General features: G+C 53.8%; 11 protein-coding genes and 2 pseudogenes. 6 read left to right on the forward strand and 7 right to left on the reverse strand.

The window, feature by feature from the left end:
• The 3 genes and pseudogenes from RLO07_RS03825 to RLO07_RS03835 all read left to right on the forward strand — a co-directional run.
• Window positions 1-256, forward strand: a pseudogene (locus RLO07_RS03825) (TonB-dependent receptor); the annotation flags it as partial.
• Between the two features lie 117 nt (window positions 257-373).
• Window positions 374-1,399: pseudogene (locus tag RLO07_RS03830) on the forward strand (serine hydrolase domain-containing protein); the annotation flags it as partial.
• Window positions 1,396-2,907 (forward strand): outer membrane protein assembly factor BamB family protein, encoded by a 1,512-nt coding sequence (locus tag RLO07_RS03835; RefSeq protein ID WP_462290807.1) that lies wholly within the window; start codon window positions 1,396-1,398, stop codon window positions 2,905-2,907. The pseudogene RLO07_RS03830 and the gene RLO07_RS03835, both read left to right, overlap by 4 nt.
• A 119-nt stretch (window positions 2,908-3,026) precedes the next feature.
• Here RLO07_RS03835 and RLO07_RS03840 read toward each other — a convergent pair whose 3' ends face one another.
• The 7 genes from RLO07_RS03840 to gloA all read right to left on the reverse strand — a co-directional run bounded on the left by RLO07_RS03840 (window position 3,027) and on the right by gloA (window position 11,631).
• Entirely contained in the window at window positions 3,027-5,420 is a 2,394-nt protein-coding gene (locus RLO07_RS03840) for a TonB-dependent receptor (protein ID WP_462290808.1), read from the reverse strand.
• 295 nt (window positions 5,421-5,715) lie between these two features.
• Window positions 5,716-6,492, reverse strand: coding sequence for a crotonase/enoyl-CoA hydratase family protein (locus RLO07_RS03845; protein ID WP_462290809.1), 777 nt, complete (start codon window positions 6,490-6,492; stop codon window positions 5,716-5,718).
• Entirely contained in the window at window positions 6,492-7,259 is a 768-nt protein-coding gene (locus RLO07_RS03850) for an SDR family NAD(P)-dependent oxidoreductase (protein WP_462290810.1), read from the reverse strand. The genes RLO07_RS03845 and RLO07_RS03850 overlap by 1 nt, the downstream gene beginning before the upstream one ends.
• Window positions 7,260-7,276: 17 nt before the next feature.
• Entirely contained in the window at window positions 7,277-8,455 is a 1,179-nt protein-coding gene (locus tag RLO07_RS03855) for a thiolase family protein (RefSeq protein ID WP_462290811.1), read from the reverse strand.
• A 16-nt stretch (window positions 8,456-8,471) separates the two neighbouring features.
• On the reverse strand, window positions 8,472-9,635 hold the full coding sequence (locus RLO07_RS03860; protein ID WP_462290812.1) for an acyl-CoA dehydrogenase family protein: 1,164 nt from the start codon (window positions 9,633-9,635) through the stop codon (window positions 8,472-8,474).
• A gap of 128 nt (window positions 9,636-9,763) precedes the next feature.
• Window positions 9,764-11,173: an FAD-binding oxidoreductase gene (locus tag RLO07_RS03865; protein WP_462290813.1), complete on the reverse strand. Its 1,410-nt coding sequence runs from the start codon at window positions 11,171-11,173 to the stop codon at window positions 9,764-9,766.
• Entirely contained in the window at window positions 11,170-11,631 is a 462-nt protein-coding gene (gloA, locus tag RLO07_RS03870) for a lactoylglutathione lyase (RefSeq protein WP_462290814.1), read from the reverse strand. Before gloA ends, RLO07_RS03865 begins: the two co-directional genes overlap by 4 nt.
• A gap of 355 nt (window positions 11,632-11,986) precedes the next feature.
• On the opposite strand from gloA, the gene RLO07_RS03875 reads away from it, so the two are divergent.
• Genes RLO07_RS03875 through RLO07_RS03885 form a run of 3 tightly spaced genes read left to right on the forward strand, consistent with a single transcriptional unit; the run spans window position 11,987 to window position 15,183 of the window.
• On the forward strand, window positions 11,987-13,198 hold the full coding sequence (locus RLO07_RS03875) for an acyl-CoA dehydrogenase family protein (RefSeq protein WP_462290815.1): 1,212 nt from the start codon (window positions 11,987-11,989) through the stop codon (window positions 13,196-13,198).
• A gap of 7 nt (window positions 13,199-13,205) precedes the next feature.
• Window positions 13,206-14,345: an acyl-CoA dehydrogenase family protein gene (locus RLO07_RS03880; RefSeq protein WP_462290816.1), complete on the forward strand. Its 1,140-nt coding sequence runs from the start codon at window positions 13,206-13,208 to the stop codon at window positions 14,343-14,345.
• A 46-nt stretch (window positions 14,346-14,391) separates the two neighbouring features.
• A complete protein-coding gene (locus RLO07_RS03885) occupies window positions 14,392-15,183 on the forward strand; it encodes an enoyl-CoA hydratase/isomerase family protein (RefSeq protein WP_462290817.1) in 792 nt (263 codons plus the stop codon).
• Window positions 15,184-15,195 lie beyond the last annotated feature (12 nt).

Below are 15,195 nucleotides of genomic sequence, written 5' to 3' on the forward strand. Positions count from 1 at the left end.
GGAGTACAGCTACACCGACGAGGCGTTCCGGGAGGCAGTGAACATTCCCTACCTCGCCACCGAGGACTACGGCCTGTGGGGTGCACGGCTGGCGCTTCGCAGCGCGGACGACCGCTGGGAAGTATCACTCTGGGGCAAGAATCTGGGCGATGAGACCTACCGTCAGCATGCGTTTGACAACGGCATCGGCAATGGCGGCAGCACCTACGGTGCACCCCGGACCTGGGGCGCCACAGTCCGCCTCAATAGCCTGTGAACGCTGACTCATGTCGGAACTTGCGCTAGTGCAGCTTGCACCGGGATTTGCGCCGGTGGCAGACGCTTTCCGGGCGAATTTTCTTCGCGATGACGACTACCGCGAGGTGGGGGCGCCTTCTGTCTGCTCCGCAACGGCGAGGTACTCGCCAATCTCGCCGGTGGTGATGTCGCGGTCGGCGCCGCGAACCCATGGCGGCAGGACACGCTGGTGAATGTATACTCGACCACCAAGGCTGTGGTCGCGCTGGTGATCGCCATACTCGTGGATCGCGGAGCACTGGACTACGATGCGCCGGTGAGCCACTACTGGCCAGACTTCGGCAGTCACGGCAAAGACCGCCTGACGGTTGCGGAAATGCTCTCCCATCAGGCGGGACTCGCAGGATTTCAGGAAACCGTATCTCTGCAGGATCTCTACGACACAGAACGTATGGAGGACCTCCTCGCGAAGCAGGAGCCAAGCCATCCTCCGGGAGAAAACACCTGCTATCATCCGGTCACGTTTGGCTTTCTCGCCAACGGGCTGGTCCGTCGCGCTACGGGTCGTGACCTGCGCGACTGGGTGGACACCGTGTTTCAGCGTGAACTCGGACTCGACATATTTATCGGCTGCCCCGGCACCGAGGTCGGGCGTGTAGCCACTCTGATTCCGCCCCCCCATGTGGACCTCCCCGCCCCGGAAGCGATACCCCAGGCAGTGCGATTGGCTCTGACCAATCCAGTCATACCGGCAGAAGCTGCGGCAACGGCAGCCTGGCGCAACGCGATACTGCCAGCTGCGAACGGCCACGCCAGTGCAGTTGGTCTCGCACAACTGTTGTCCAGGCTCATCGATGGTAGTAGTCTTGGCGCACAGACGCGGGAAGCGCTGTTCAAGGTCCGGTCGGTGCGCCAGGACGCGTTGTTGCAATCACCCATGCCCTGGTGTGCCGGTCTGGTTCGCAATCAAACCGGTCTCTACGGTCCGGTCGAGAATGTCTATGGCCACAGTGGCTGGGGGGGATCGTTTGTGTGTGCCGACCCCGACAACGGCCTGTCCTTTGCTTATGTCTGTAACCGCATGGGCGCAGACCTGGTCGGTGACCCGCGGGCGCGGGCCCTCTGTGCCGCGGTCTACCACTGCGTGGGCAATGGCGCATGACTCGGAATAATCCCTGGACCCAGGCACAGTGGAACAGCATCCACGGTGATAGCCGCAACTCCGATGCCGTGCCCTACCCTACAGCAGCGCATTACGCCCTCAAATGGCATCGACTCCAGGGCGCAGCTGTACTGTTCGGCCCCACCGTTGACCTCGACGGTAACCTCTACCTGTGCAGCGGTCGTGGTACCAATTTCAGTCACCTCCACGCCCTGGACACCGATGGCGATCTGCGCTGGGAGAGCGAGCCCTGGACCAACACCGGCCACATCGGCCCAAGGGCCTGTCCCTTTGCTCCCCTGGTGGATGCAAGCGGGGCCATTTTCCTGGCAGACGATCAGGCATTCTTCTGCGTGGAGGGAGATGGCAGCCCGCGTTGGCGCACCGACCTGCACGCCCTGGGCATTCGGGAAGGCTTCGCCTCCGCGGTTTTCTCCGCCAGCGGCCATGTCGGGGGCGTGTCGCTCGACGGATTTGCGGTCCTCCTGGACCGGGCCACGGGCGCACCGGTGGTGCCGCCCCTGGCACTGCCCCGCGGGACACCGCCACCAGCGGCTTCCCTGCCGCCCGGCCTGTGGCAGGGAATGATGGATAAGGAGACTGCCGCCGTACTCTTTCCCGGTTTTTTTGGTACCCACTTTCCGGTTACCAATTCCCCTGCCGTTGATCTGGACAGTGGATTGCTCTACATCACCGGCGCGGGCGACAGCGCCATGCAAACACGTCTCTACGCACTGCGGGAGGAAGCCAACCAGTTGAGGATCGTCTTCACCCGGCAGTTCGATGGCCGTTGCTCCGTGACTCCCAGCCTGTCACCCTCCGGGCACCAGGTTTACACGGGCAACCACCGAGGTGAACTACTCGCCTTTGCTGCTGATAGCGGCACGCCGCTGTGGCGCTATGCCCCTGCCGGCCCCGCGGCATCACCGAGTGTCGGCAGCGACGGCACTATATATACAGGCTCGAACACAGTGCCGGGAGCCGCGTCACAGCTAAGCGCGATAGACCCTGAGACTGGTGAGGCACGCTGGTGTCGCGATTACGATGCGCTCGCCAGCGAGTTGCTGCCGGAGCGCGCGCCGCTGAAGCCATTTTTCACCGACCCTCGCCCCCACGCCGTCGTCAATAGCGTCCAGACATTGGGCCGGGATCACCTGCTGGTGGTCCTGGCATTGGGTTATACGTTCACGCCGCCGGGCGCCGCCCCTCTGACCCAGCCGCACCAGGTGGTGCTTGCCAGCATTGACCCCGGCGATGGCGCGCTGACCGGCTACACCAGGCTTCCCGACACCAGTGAGGCTGGCGTCGTGATGGCCCGGGACGGCAGCGTTTATACCTGTCATGCCGCTCTCACGAGTTCGATCTTCTACCACGGGATCAACCCACTGCTGCCTCCCTCGCATCGTACTGCGCTGGAGCCCAAAGGTGGCGTTACTGCGCTGCGACCGGCAGTTGTCAACAATCCCCGCTCGGGGAGAGTGGCCTACAAAACGAATACGACTCTCTAAAAAAAAGCCGGCTGACGCCGGCAAAGTTCTGCATGGTGAAGAACACTCTTTTGTGCTTCAACTAACGAACACGGCTCACTCTCACTGCCACGCCGCAGGACCGAAATCTCAGATCATGTTCAGAAATCGTAAGAGAATTCGATGCCATACATTCGTCGCCTACCAGGTACCGCTGCGTTGACACCCAGTACTGAGCCAAGCGCTAGCCCGCCTGTGTAATATTCTTCGTCAAATGCGTTGGTAACGAAGACACTCGTGCTCAACGGAGACTGGTTGATAGACGACCAACTCAGACGAAAGTTAACCAATGTATAGCTTGGCAGGTCTGTTCCTGGGTTAATCGTGTCATCCAGACTCGAAAAATAAAATTTCGACTGCGAAAAAACATCCGTTCGAAATGTCACATCGCCATAGGAAGGACTAATCGGAAGCGTGATTTCAGCAAAGGCTGAACCCGACCACTCCGGAGTGTCCGGATAAGGCCCAAATGCAGTACTTACACCAAACAAGACCACTTCGTTATCAGTAAACTCGGCATCCGTATAAGACACATTTGCGCCCAGCCTCAACCAGTCCGCAATCAACATCTGACCTGACAGTTCCACGCCATTTATCTCTGCCTTGGGTATATTGGCAGTCAACGCAGTTGGACCAAACTGAGGAACGGTCACATACACAACACGCTGAATGTCTTCAACCTCCTGCATATAGGCCGCTATATTTAGTTGCGCCGGCTTTCCACCAAGCTGACCGTCAAACTTCAAACCCAATTCAATATCTTCCGTGGTCTCAGGTGCAAACTCAGAACCACCGACGTCAATGGTGCCCTCAAAAAGTGGAGAGTTGGTATTAAAACCACCTGACCTCCAACTGCCTCTCTGCACGATATACAGAAGAAGCTCATCGGTCGTCTGATAATCGAAGCCAATATTCCAACTGGGGTTGTCGAAGTCATTCTCAAGCCCTTCCGGCGCTATTCCCAGCTGGTAATAGAGGCTTCTGGGAAGATGCTTCACCTCAACATCCTCCCAGGTATGCCGATAACCTGCTGTGAAGCCCAAACCGTTAATTCCCGTTAATTCACCCAGGTCATAACTTCCATGGGCAAATACACCGAAATTTTTGCTTTCCTGTTCGTTGTCTTTATCCGCGCTTGGCACGTCAGGTATGACCGGGCGCAGATCAAAAAACCTAGTCGGTATATAAAAGTTCTTTTTTTCGTATCCATAGTAGGCGCCAATCAAGTACTCAAGCTGTTGGTCAAATGCAATTCCCTGTATCTGGAATTCCTCTGACCACTGCTCGTTACCAAACTGAGTTCGATCACCGCCATCCCACAAACCATTAGCGTAAATAGCATAGGGACTACCATCTACGTCGGTGGAGTCATCACTTGTACTATCTATATAGCCAATCACATTCTTCAATGTCAGATTTGGAGACAACTCAATCGTTGTGTTGTTTACGAACAATATCTGATCACCATCATGGCTTAAGTCGCTGTTCAGACTCACATCGTATGGGCCGCGCTGCCGCTGCACATCAGCGAAAGCAGAGAGTCCGTTCGGGTCTACGCCAGGGTTACCGGCCAGATAAGCTGGCCAAAACGGTACCGCCGGGTTGTATGTGCAGGAAGCATCAGCGGGACCGGCGCAAGGAGAGGCGTTATACAAGACACTACCAACGTTCTGACCTGAGCTTTCGTCATACTGGAACATCGATAAACTTTCTATGTAATCGGTCGGTCTTAACAAAACGCTAATACGGCCCGTTTGGTACTCTGGCGCTCCTAATTCCTTGCCGTTGAAAAGATTGTCTTGAAAACCATCTTGCTTCAATATCTTGGCGGACAGCCGAACCAGCGCCTTGTCGTCGGCGATCGCAAAGTTGACAAATCCTTCACCTGAATACAAGCCATAGTTACCCATACGCCCCGTTACTGAAGCTGAGAATTCCTCTGTCGGCTTTGCTGTGGTGAGAAGAACTGCACCACCTGTTGTGTTTCGACCATAGAGCGTCCCCTGGGGTCCCTTAAGGACTTGTATGGATTCCAGATCATAAAACGAGGAAGCGCCGGTCGATGTCGCCTGAAACTCGTTAACATATGCGAGCACACCCGGACTTGAACTTGAAAATGCGTCAACGCTTTGTCCACGAATAGAGTAGTTGACTTGATTCGACGACAGGCTCTCCCTGACCAACAGGCCCGGCACCGCCCGCTGCAGATCTGCGTCGCTAAAAATCGCCTGCGCCTGCAACTCGTTGGCACTCAAGGCAGTTATCGATGCTGGCACCTCTGCCAGAGACTCCTCTCGACGTCGGGCCGTAACGACGACCTCCTCCAAGCTCAATGCGGCATCAGTTGTGCCTACAGCTTGCGAGCTGCCAGTGCCGGCGTCCTGGGCATTAGCTACGGCCGTAAACAGGGCCAGGTGAGTGGTCAGAAGTAAAGGTAAAACTGCGACCTGAGTGCAATTTTCACGGCACAATCTGCTCATGTCTATTTTTGGCATCGACTAAAACTCCGCATCATTTATTGTTAGAAACCGGCAAGGATTTCGGATCCATAGATACAATTTAACAGCAATGCAGTCGTCGCTTACATGACTCGAAGTAACCTGTACATTGTCTGTAGCGGCGCTAATTATAAGGCCGGTCGCGTGAACCTGTCAGAATGATAAATCAGGACCTCATCGGATGTAGCAAAAAGACGCCATGAGTAATTTGAATAAACTTCCGATTTAAAATTTGGGCGTCATCATGAACATGAGACTCTTGTTCAGCCAAACTCACCTCAAACGTCTTTTCTTATTTTCCCCGCCATTGCGGTTCACGTTTTTCAGCGAAGGCCAGTGCGCCCTCTCTTGCGTCCTCCGACACAAAAACAGGAGCGGTTAGTCGGTTCTGTTGCTCAAACATCTCTGTCTGATCCCAGTCGCTACCCAGTTGCATTACGAGTTTACTTGTGGATACCGCCAATGGGCCGTTGGCCGCTATACGAGCCGCAAGTGTCATCGCTCCCTGTAAAGCTTCACCAGGGGCGGACAGACAATTGATCAAGCCATAGGAATTTAGTCTCTGAGCGCTAACCAAGTCCCCCGTCAATACGAGCTCCGTGGCGATTCTTGTTGGCATCTGACGGGGCAACCGCAGTAGACCGCCGGCATTCGCGACCAATCCGCGTTTGACTTCAGGCAGTCCGAAGCGCGCTTCTTCAGATGCAACGATCAGGTCGCACCAGATCGCAAGTTCAAATCCACCCGCGAGAGCATAACCCTCGACCGCGGAAATCCAGGGTTTACGGGACATCACCTGTGTAACACCTGCAAAGCCTTTTCCCTCAATCCGTACAATTTCTCCGGCCAGGAAAGCCTTCAGATCCATGCCCGAACAGAAGTTGCCTCCAGCGCCCGTCAGTATGCCGACTTTTATATCCTCTCTAGTATCAACCTCGTCCAGAGCTGTCGCCAAACCCTTCGCGACTGCGAGGTTAACCGAGTTGCGAGCCTCCGGTCGGTTTATGGTGACCACGGCGATTCCAGCATCCACTTCAAACGTGACAGCGCCATTATCCACAAAAGTCATCAGCGCGACCCCATGCGAAGAGCACCATCCAGCCGAATGGTTTCCCCATTCAACATCGGGTTTTCAATAATCTGTGTCGCCATCAATGCATATTCTTCAGGATGACCGAGCCGGGCCGGATGAGGAACCGATGCTCCCAGCGATGCACGAACCTCCTCTGAGACAGTTGCCAAAAGTGGCGTATCGAAAATACCGGGTGCGATGGTGCAGACTCTGATAGCTCTGGATCCCAAATCTCTCGCAGCCACAATAGTCATACCTACCACCCCTGCCTTCGACGAAGCATAGGGGATTTGACCAATCTGTCCCTCGTAAGCTGCCACTGATGCAGTAAGAATGATCACCCCACGATCACCGTTATGCAGCTCGTTTTTCGCCATAGCAGCTGCGGAGAGCCGCAGCACATTGAAACTGCCAATGAGATTGGTTTGAATCACACCGGAATACGCGTCCAAAGAACCCGGATTACCCTGCCGGTCGAGTACCCGCATGGTGTGACCACGGCCGGCACAGTGGACCGTCGCCCGAAGCCCACTGCCCATAGATCGCGCAGTATCAACGGCCTCAGACATCTGCTCTTCACTGGTAACGTCGGCCGCAATGAATCTCACCTGATCTCCAATCGCAGCTGCTACTTTTTCGCCGTTTGACGCAGGCAGATCAACCATCAACACCCGGGCACCCATAGAGACCAGACGCTTCACTGTCGCCAGCCCCAACCCGGACGCTCCGCCCGTTACCATTGCTATTTCGCCACTTATATCCATTTATCCAGTTTCCCCAATCAAATTCTTTCAATAATTGTCGCGTTTGCCATACCGCCACCTTCACACATGGTTTGCAGACCGTAACGGCCCCCGGAATCCTCCAGAGCATTCAACATCGTCGTCATAAGTCTGGATCCTGATGCGCCTAGGGGGTGACCAAGTGCGATTGCCCCGCCCCGCGGGTTCAGCCGAGCAGGGTCAACGTTAAATTCCCTCATCCATGCCAAGGGGACGCTTGCAAAAGCTTCATTGACTTCAAAGTGATCGATGTCATTCAAAGAAAGACCCGCTCGCTTAAGCACGCGCCGAGTGGCAGGAATGGGCGCCGTGAGCATCAGCAACAGGTCATCCCCAACCACATCGAAGCCTGCAAAGCGCGCTCTTGGTTTCAATCCAAGGCGCACTGCTGTCTTCTCACCCATTAACAGAACTGCCGATGCACCATCGGTTAACTGCGATGAATTGCCAGGGGTTATCCCCCAGTTGATCTCAGGAAAGCGACGGGTCATCTCGTCAGTGATGAACGATGATGACAAGCCCTGCAGGCCTTCGAGCGTCGTTGCCGGTCTAATAGTTTCATCTTCTGAAACAGTACGCGAGGCAGTTTTGATGGGAACTATTTCCCTGGCAAAAGAGCCGTCTGACCTGCAGTTTGCAGCCCGCTGATGCGATTCCATTGCAAATTTGTCCATCTCCTGACGGGATATTTTCCACTTCGATGCAATTAACTCGGCGGAGACTCCCTGTGACACCAGCCCCGGGGCGTATATCTGACTCAGTGTAGGCCCATAGATATCGGCACCCAATCGGGCAGAACCCAAGGGGACCCGGCTCATCGATTCGATGCCGCAGGCTATGGCAATATCATAGGCGCCCGCTGCAATTCCCTGTGCTGCAAAATGTATCGCCTGCTGGCTCGAGCCGCACTTGCGCTCAATGGTCGTTGCCGGCACATGTTGAGGAAATTCAGCTGCCAATAGTGCCATACGACCAGGATTATTGGATTGCTCTCCCACCTGGCTGACACAGCCTACAAGCACGTCATCTATCTCACCCGGATCTATGTCGTTGCGCGACACCAAAGCCTGCAACGTCTGCGACAACAGCTCTATCGGGTGCATCTGATCAAAGGCACCCCCGGCTTTGCCTTTAGCCATGGGAGTCCTGATTGCGTCAATTATGTAAGCCGTCTCCATTAAAAATCGTCTCCAGCTAGTTTTTCAGGGATCTTGCAATGAGTAACTTCATTATCTCGCTGGTGCCACCATAAATACGATAGGCACGAGCATCCTTGTACATCTCTGCGATCGGATATTCGGTCATGTAGCCGTACCCACCATGTAGCTGGAGACACTCATCAATGATTCGACCTTGTGCCTCTGTAATCCAGTATTTCGCCATTGACGCAGTTGCAGCGTCGAGACCTCCACTTAAAAGCTGCTCGGTGCAGTGATAGAGAAACACCTTGGCGACCGTTGCCTGAGTAAGGCATTCGGCAAGCTTGAACTGGCTGTTCTGAAAATCGAAGATGGTGCGGCCAAAGGCTCTCCGCTGATGTGAGTAGTCCACCGTGCAGTTGAGTGCAGACTCAATCATGGACATTGCCTGCCAACCGATCACCAGTCGTTCCTGAGGGAGTTTTTCCATCATCATGGAAAATCCAGAACCTTCCTCGCCAAGTAAATTCTCTGCCGGAATACGCATATCCTGGAAGAAGAGCTCAACGGTGTCTCGCCCCTCTTGTCCGAGCTTGTGCAATAATCTTCCACGCTCGAAACCGGCGGTATCTGTGTCACAAATGAACAATGACAATCCCTTTGCGCCAAGCTCCGGGTTGGTTTTTGCGGCCACAATCACCACACTCGACAGCAGACCATTGGATATAAAGGTTTTCTGCCCATTCAGGACATAGTGGTCGCCGTCACGAACTGCCGTGGTCTTCATACCCTGCAGATCTGAGCCAGCGCCTGGCTCAGACATCGCAATAGCCAAAATCGTATCGCCTGTTACTGCTCCGGGAAGATAGCGCTGCCGCTGCTGCTCTGTACCGTAGTCAACAATGTAGGGAGCAACCACAGCGTTATGTAGGGGCACAGAAAAATTCAAAGCGTTGTAGCGGCCGAGCTGTTCAATAAGCGCAGCTTCAAATTCAAATCCAACACCCGCGCCGCCATACTGCTCAGGAATACTTACTCCGAGCAGACCAGCGCGACCGGCCTCTTTCCACACTTCCGTGGGAACGCAGCCAGATGAGCGCCACATTGCCGTTTTTTCAGGCGTTGCATGTCGCTCGAGAAACCTCGAAACAGACCCGCCAAATTGCCTGACAGCCTCTTCATTCATAAATTCAGGCGTAGGTACGTTCATTGCATCCATAAAATGTCCGTGAACAAAAAGTCTTTTTCAAATCTCAACGGTGTAAAGACAAACCGCTGGCTGTGCATCGGCCTTCGCCAAAAGTACAACGCTGTACACTCGATCCGAGTTATAAAAATATGGCAGATCTACAACAGAACATCCGGATTCAGCAGCCCTTGAGGATCCAGCGCTTTCCGAATAGTGTGCATTACAGTCATCTCCTGAGCCGATTTGTGCTGTGGCAAAAATTCCTTCTTAAACTGCCCGATACCGTGCTCAGCTGTTATGGCGCCGTTAAACTGACGCAGTGTACTAAAAACGCAGGCTTCAATTGCTCGTTCTTCGCGCAGGGTGTGAGGGCCAACGTGCACCGCAAGATGGATATTATTGTCGCCGATATGACCAAACGATGCGGTTCGGGTCTGTGGATAGCGAGACTCAAGCTCCTTTAGATTCAGATGCAGAAAGGATTCGATATCCGCAACCTCCAGGCTGATGTCAAAGGAGACGAACGGGCTCAACTCCTGAACGATAATTTCCGCACTTTCTCTCACTCTCCACAGGTCTTCAATTTGCTTGCCACTGGTGGCAATGACCACGTCCACGACTACGCCATCTTCATGAGCGTCAATGAGAAACTCTTCAAATATCTGATCATCATACTTCTGGCTGTAGCCCATCGTTTCAATGAGCACATACGCTGCAGAACCCGAGGGAATGGGGTCACGGCCAGTCCCGCTGTTGACGACCAGATTGTAGTAATCCGGCCACATCACCTCAAACGCAGAGAGGGTGGGCAAACGTCGTGCGCGATTCAACAGAACCAGAAGCTTCTCATGGCTTTCCACGGCCACAAATGCCACATTCTGACTGACCGGCTTCGGCACAAGTCGAAGCACTGCAGCGGTCACAATCCCCAAGGTACCTTCGCAGCCAGTAAACAGCTGCTTGAGATCATAGCCCATATTATTTTTGACTAACCTGTTCATGTTGGAGACCACAGTTCCATCCGCCAGAACGACCTCAACACCAAGGAGATTTTGCCGTGTCATACCCCACCGCAGGACGCGATTGCCTCCTGCATTTGTCGCAATTGTTCCCCCTATTGTTGCCGTACCCTTGGAACCCAGATCTATAGGGTAGAACAAGTCCTGGTCAGCCGCGGCCTCCTGCAACGCTTGCACAGTAACGCCAGCCTCAACAACCGCCAGCTGGCTGACCGTAGATATTTCACGTATCTGGCTCATTCTCTCCAGTGACACCACCAAATCCCGCGGTCCTGCATATGCACCACCACACACACCGGTACGACCGCCATGAACCACTACCCGCTGGCAAAATTCACTGCACAGGGCCATTACGCGGGACAACTGAGCCGTATCAGCCGGCCTCAAAATCACTCCGCCTTCAATTGTGACCTGTCGAAATGGATCGCACGATCTGCCCGCAACATCGTCCCCAGCCAATACCCCCCCGTCACCTACAACATCGCGTAATTGCGACAGTAGATCAGCATTGACTCCTTGTTCGGGCATCGGCATCTTAATCAGGCTCACCCATTTTCTGGCGCCGCCTTGTATGTCTGGATAAGCTCTATTGAATAGCCATCGGGATCTTTAACAAACGCCAGCGCAGGCGCTCCAGGCAGAAGGCTCTTGGGCTCGGTAGTTATTTCCACACCCCGTGACTTTAAGATGTCACAGAACGAGTGTATGTCTGGCACTCCGACAGCAACGTGTCCGTAACCGGAGCCGTGTGTATAGCCCTCGTCGTTAGCCTGGCCTTCCCAGTTGTAGGTCAGTTCTATGGCGCCGGAATCAAAATCGTCTGAAAAGTTTAAAAAGACGATCGTGAACTTTGCGCTCTCTACATCAACTCGACTCAGGACCTTCATCCCAAGAATTTCGCAGTAAAACTTCAGCGATCGCTCCAGATTGGATACGCGCAGCATCGTGTGAAGGAGCCGAGGTCGGGTTGCTTCGGTACCCCAGATCCAATAATCATCTTCGCTCAATTCAAGCACTCCAAACGTTTCACTATAATTCCCCCAACGAAAGCAACCCTGAGGATGCCCTCATCATGACAGGCTGATTTCAGGTACTGGACGAGCCTAGTATAAAGTGACTGCCAAAAGGTGAATCAGTCCATAGGGGCTATGTCTCTTTACTGGCGCTGCACTGGCAAAGGCGCCCAGATAGGCAAAGATCGAATAAGAGAGGATAAAAGAACTACGATGACTGTTTTGTAGTCTGCAGTGGAGCAGAGCTTTGACTGCCGTTGAGGTAGCGCGGCGATTATGTCGCCAAGTCGCAGGCAATTCAGCATAATCGCTGGTTCAAGAGTATCATTTACAAGATGACGTGCAGAGAATGGACCTAAGGCTCTCTCCAGACGATATTATATTCCGCGATGAAATAAGGGCGTTCGTCGAGACCTCGTTGCCGGCCGACATCCGAAGAAGGGGGCAACACGACTACCATTCACACAAGGACGATGTAACCCGGTGGATGAGAATATTGTATTCTAACGGCTGGAGTGCCGTGCACTGGCCAGTCGAGTTCGGAGGAACCAACTGGAGCCCGCTCAGAAAGTATATTTTCCAGGATGAACTCAGGCGAGCCAGGGCCCCGGTTCTCGATCGATGTGCGCTCGATTTGCTCGGTCCAGTTCTGTTCAAGTACGGCTCCAGGGCCCAGCAGGAGCGCTTTTTGCCGCGTATTCTTCGTGGTGAAGAATGGTGGTGTCAGGGCTTCTCAGAGCCCAACTCTGGGTCGGACCTGGCGTCAATCAAGACGCGAGCCGAACTCTCTGGTGATACATTCCGGGTCAATGGGCACAAAATCTGGACCACAGAGGCCCACTACGCTGACTGGATGTTTGCACTGGTGAAGACCGAGTCAGACAAAAAACCGCAGGCTTCCATTTCTTTTCTGTTACTCGACATGAAGTCACCTGGCGTGACAGTCCGTCCTATTTGGTCTATCGAGGAAGGACTCACGCTCAACGAGGTTTTTCTGGAGGATGTGAGTGTTCCAGCGGAAAATCTGGTGGGTACCGCTGGAGAGGGGTGGCGCTACGCAAAGGACCTTCTGACCCACGAAAGAACCTCTTCGGCAGTCATATCACACACCAAGCGTGACATCGAGCAGATACGCAGAATCGCGTCCAGACAGCCTCAGGAGTCCGCCTGCGTCATTGACGACCCCCTGTTCGCTCGAAAGCTGTCGAGGCTTGAGTGCGAAACCATAGCCCTTGAGTGGGCGGTACTAAGGTCTTTAAGCGCCGACCAGGATGACTCCTCCAGTGATGCCGTAGCCTCAGTGCTCAAGCTTAAGGGGGCAGAACTTAGTGAGCGAGCTGCGCTTCTAGCCGCAGAAGCCCTGGGCGACTATGGAATAGCGGTAATGAACGACCCGGAAGGTCACAGCACTCGGTACCCATCCTCACTGGCACCGCCTATTACAGACGATGAAGAAATCGGCGTTTCGGCAAGGGCTCTGTTTCGCCGCGCCACTACCATTTACGGTGGCACAAGTGAGATACAAAAAACGTTAATTGCAAGATCAATACTGGAGCTGTAGCCAACCCATGGACTTCAGTTTATCGGCAGAACAACAGCTATTACAGGATACCGTCACACAGTACTGCAAAAAACAGTATGACTTCGAGTCGCGTATGGCACGGGTAGCGTCGGATAAAGTGGCCGATCGCACACAGTGGAAGGCATTTGCTGACCTTGGTTGGCTAGGTGCAGGGTTACCCGAAGAGCTGGGGGGGTACGGTGGAAGCGTCATAGACAACTCGATTATATGCGAGCAATTTGGCCACGCGTTGGTCCTTGAGCCGTTCATATCGTCTGCAGTACTGTCTTGTCAGATTCTGGCTTCGCTACCGGTGTCGCAGCAGACCATGTTACTGCTCGAGAAAAGCATAGCTGGAGATACTATTCTCGCCACTGCCCATAGCGAGCCTGCCGCGAGAGGCAACTTGCAGCATACTGAAACACGAGCGACGCCTCATAAGGGTGAATGGCGACTGAATGGCAAAAAATCTCTGGTTGTTGGCCTTTCAATCGCCGATCACGTTATTGTCTCCGCCAATACCGACGAGGGCGCAGCGCTATTTTTAGTCGATGCAGAAGCCATACAAAGTCAGATCAAACCCTACCGCACGATAGACAACGCCTTAGCAGGAGACCTGTGTCTCGAAAACACCCCCAGTTCCGTAAAGCTCTCTGGCCCCGAACACACAATGCGGGCCTTGGCCAATGGTTTTGCCGACGCCCTGATTTGTCTTTGCTCAGAAGCCGTAGGGGCGATGGACACTGCCCTCTTCCTCACCCGAGACTATTTGAAACTCCGGCAACAGTTCGGTAGCTCATTGAACAACTTTCAATCGCTGCAACACCGCATGGCAGAGATGCTCGTGGAGTTAGAGCTATCTCGATCAATCGTCTATCACGGTATAGCAAGCTCTGGAATGTCAGACCCGTTGCGCTCCAGAGCTATCAGTGCAATGAAGGCATTGGTAAGCTCTGCTGCACTGTTTGTCGGCGCAAACGCTGTCCAATTGCACGGAGCGATTGGCATGACGGAAGAGTACTCTATTGGTCACTACTACAAGCGATTACGGGTCATCTCGCATCTTTATGGGAACGAGGATACGCACCTTAAGATCCTCTCCACTACTCAGGGGTCATTTTGGGATGAGGGTGTGCATCAGCACTAGCTGCATTGACTAACAGCGATCCCTTAAACATTGAGGAAATCTATCAATGACTACAGACCTGATTACTGAAATACGTGATAAAGGTGCCTATGTCACTTTCAACAGACCTGAAGTGCGCAACGCGATCAGCAGAGATATGCTGAGGCAATTGGCCGATTTTTTACGGTCGATCTCGGCAAACACCAGCGTTAGATACCTCGTTTTTAGAGGCAATGGGGGACATTTTTCAGCAGGTGGAGATGCAGGCGGCTTTCAGGATTCACTTGCCTTGTCCCCCGCAGAACGCTGCGGTGAGTATGAACGCAGGCTGATAGGAAATTCTGAAGCCATTCTGCTGCTAAGTAGAGTTAACATACCCGTTATAACCGTAACCCAGGGAGCTGTCGCGGGTGCCGGCTTGCTGTTTACCCTAATCGCGGATTTCTGCCTGGCGTCTGAAGACAGCTTCTTTGTCTTCGCCCATGCCAAACTTGGATTACCCCTGGATCTGGGACTAAGCTATTTCCTGCCTCGGGTCGTGGGATTTCGAGCCGCTAAATCGCTAACACTACTATCGTCCAGGCTCGACGCGCAAGCAGCACAGGATATCGGTCTGGTTAGTCAAGTGATCAGCCCTTCATCGCTGGAGGACGAACTCATCAAACTCACCCAAAAGCTCGCAACAGGATCTACCATTGCATTCCGGCAAACAAAACGTCTACTCAATCAATCATGGGGCAATGACCTGGCGACTCAGTTAATACTCGAGTCAGAGGCTGTGGGCGCCGCAGCCGCCGATGACGACTTTGTCGAAGGCGTACAGGCGTTTCTGGATCACCGCAGCCCCGTTTTCAAGTAGCGAATACATCAT

This window comes from Haliea sp., assembly GCF_040221975.1.
In the GTDB taxonomy this organism is placed as follows: domain Bacteria; phylum Pseudomonadota; class Gammaproteobacteria; order Pseudomonadales; family Halieaceae; genus Haliea.

What these genes read in the sequence shown, in the direction of transcription:
- RLO07_RS03840 (WP_462290808.1), bottom strand. Translation starts at nt 5,420, where the DNA reads ATGCCAAAAATAGACATGAGCAGATTGTGCCGTGAAAATTGCACTCAG.
- RLO07_RS03885 (WP_462290817.1), top strand. Translation starts at nt 14,392, where the DNA reads ATGACTACAGACCTGATTACTGAAATACGTGATAAAGGTGCCTATGTC.
- RLO07_RS03845 (WP_462290809.1), bottom strand. Translation starts at nt 6,492, where the DNA reads ATGACTTTTGTGGATAATGGCGCTGTCACGTTTGAAGTGGATGCTGGA.
- RLO07_RS03850 (WP_462290810.1), bottom strand. Translation starts at nt 7,259, where the DNA reads ATGGATATAAGTGGCGAAATAGCAATGGTAACGGGCGGAGCGTCCGGG.
- RLO07_RS03880 (WP_462290816.1), top strand. Translation starts at nt 13,206, where the DNA reads ATGGACTTCAGTTTATCGGCAGAACAACAGCTATTACAGGATACCGTC.
- RLO07_RS03855 (WP_462290811.1), bottom strand. Translation starts at nt 8,455, where the DNA reads ATGGAGACGGCTTACATAATTGACGCAATCAGGACTCCCATGGCTAAA.
- RLO07_RS03860 (WP_462290812.1), bottom strand. Translation starts at nt 9,635, where the DNA reads ATGGATGCAATGAACGTACCTACGCCTGAATTTATGAATGAAGAGGCT.
- RLO07_RS03835 (WP_462290807.1), top strand. Translation starts at nt 1,396, where the DNA reads ATGACTCGGAATAATCCCTGGACCCAGGCACAGTGGAACAGCATCCAC.
- RLO07_RS03875 (WP_462290815.1), top strand. Translation starts at nt 11,987, where the DNA reads ATGGACCTAAGGCTCTCTCCAGACGATATTATATTCCGCGATGAAATA.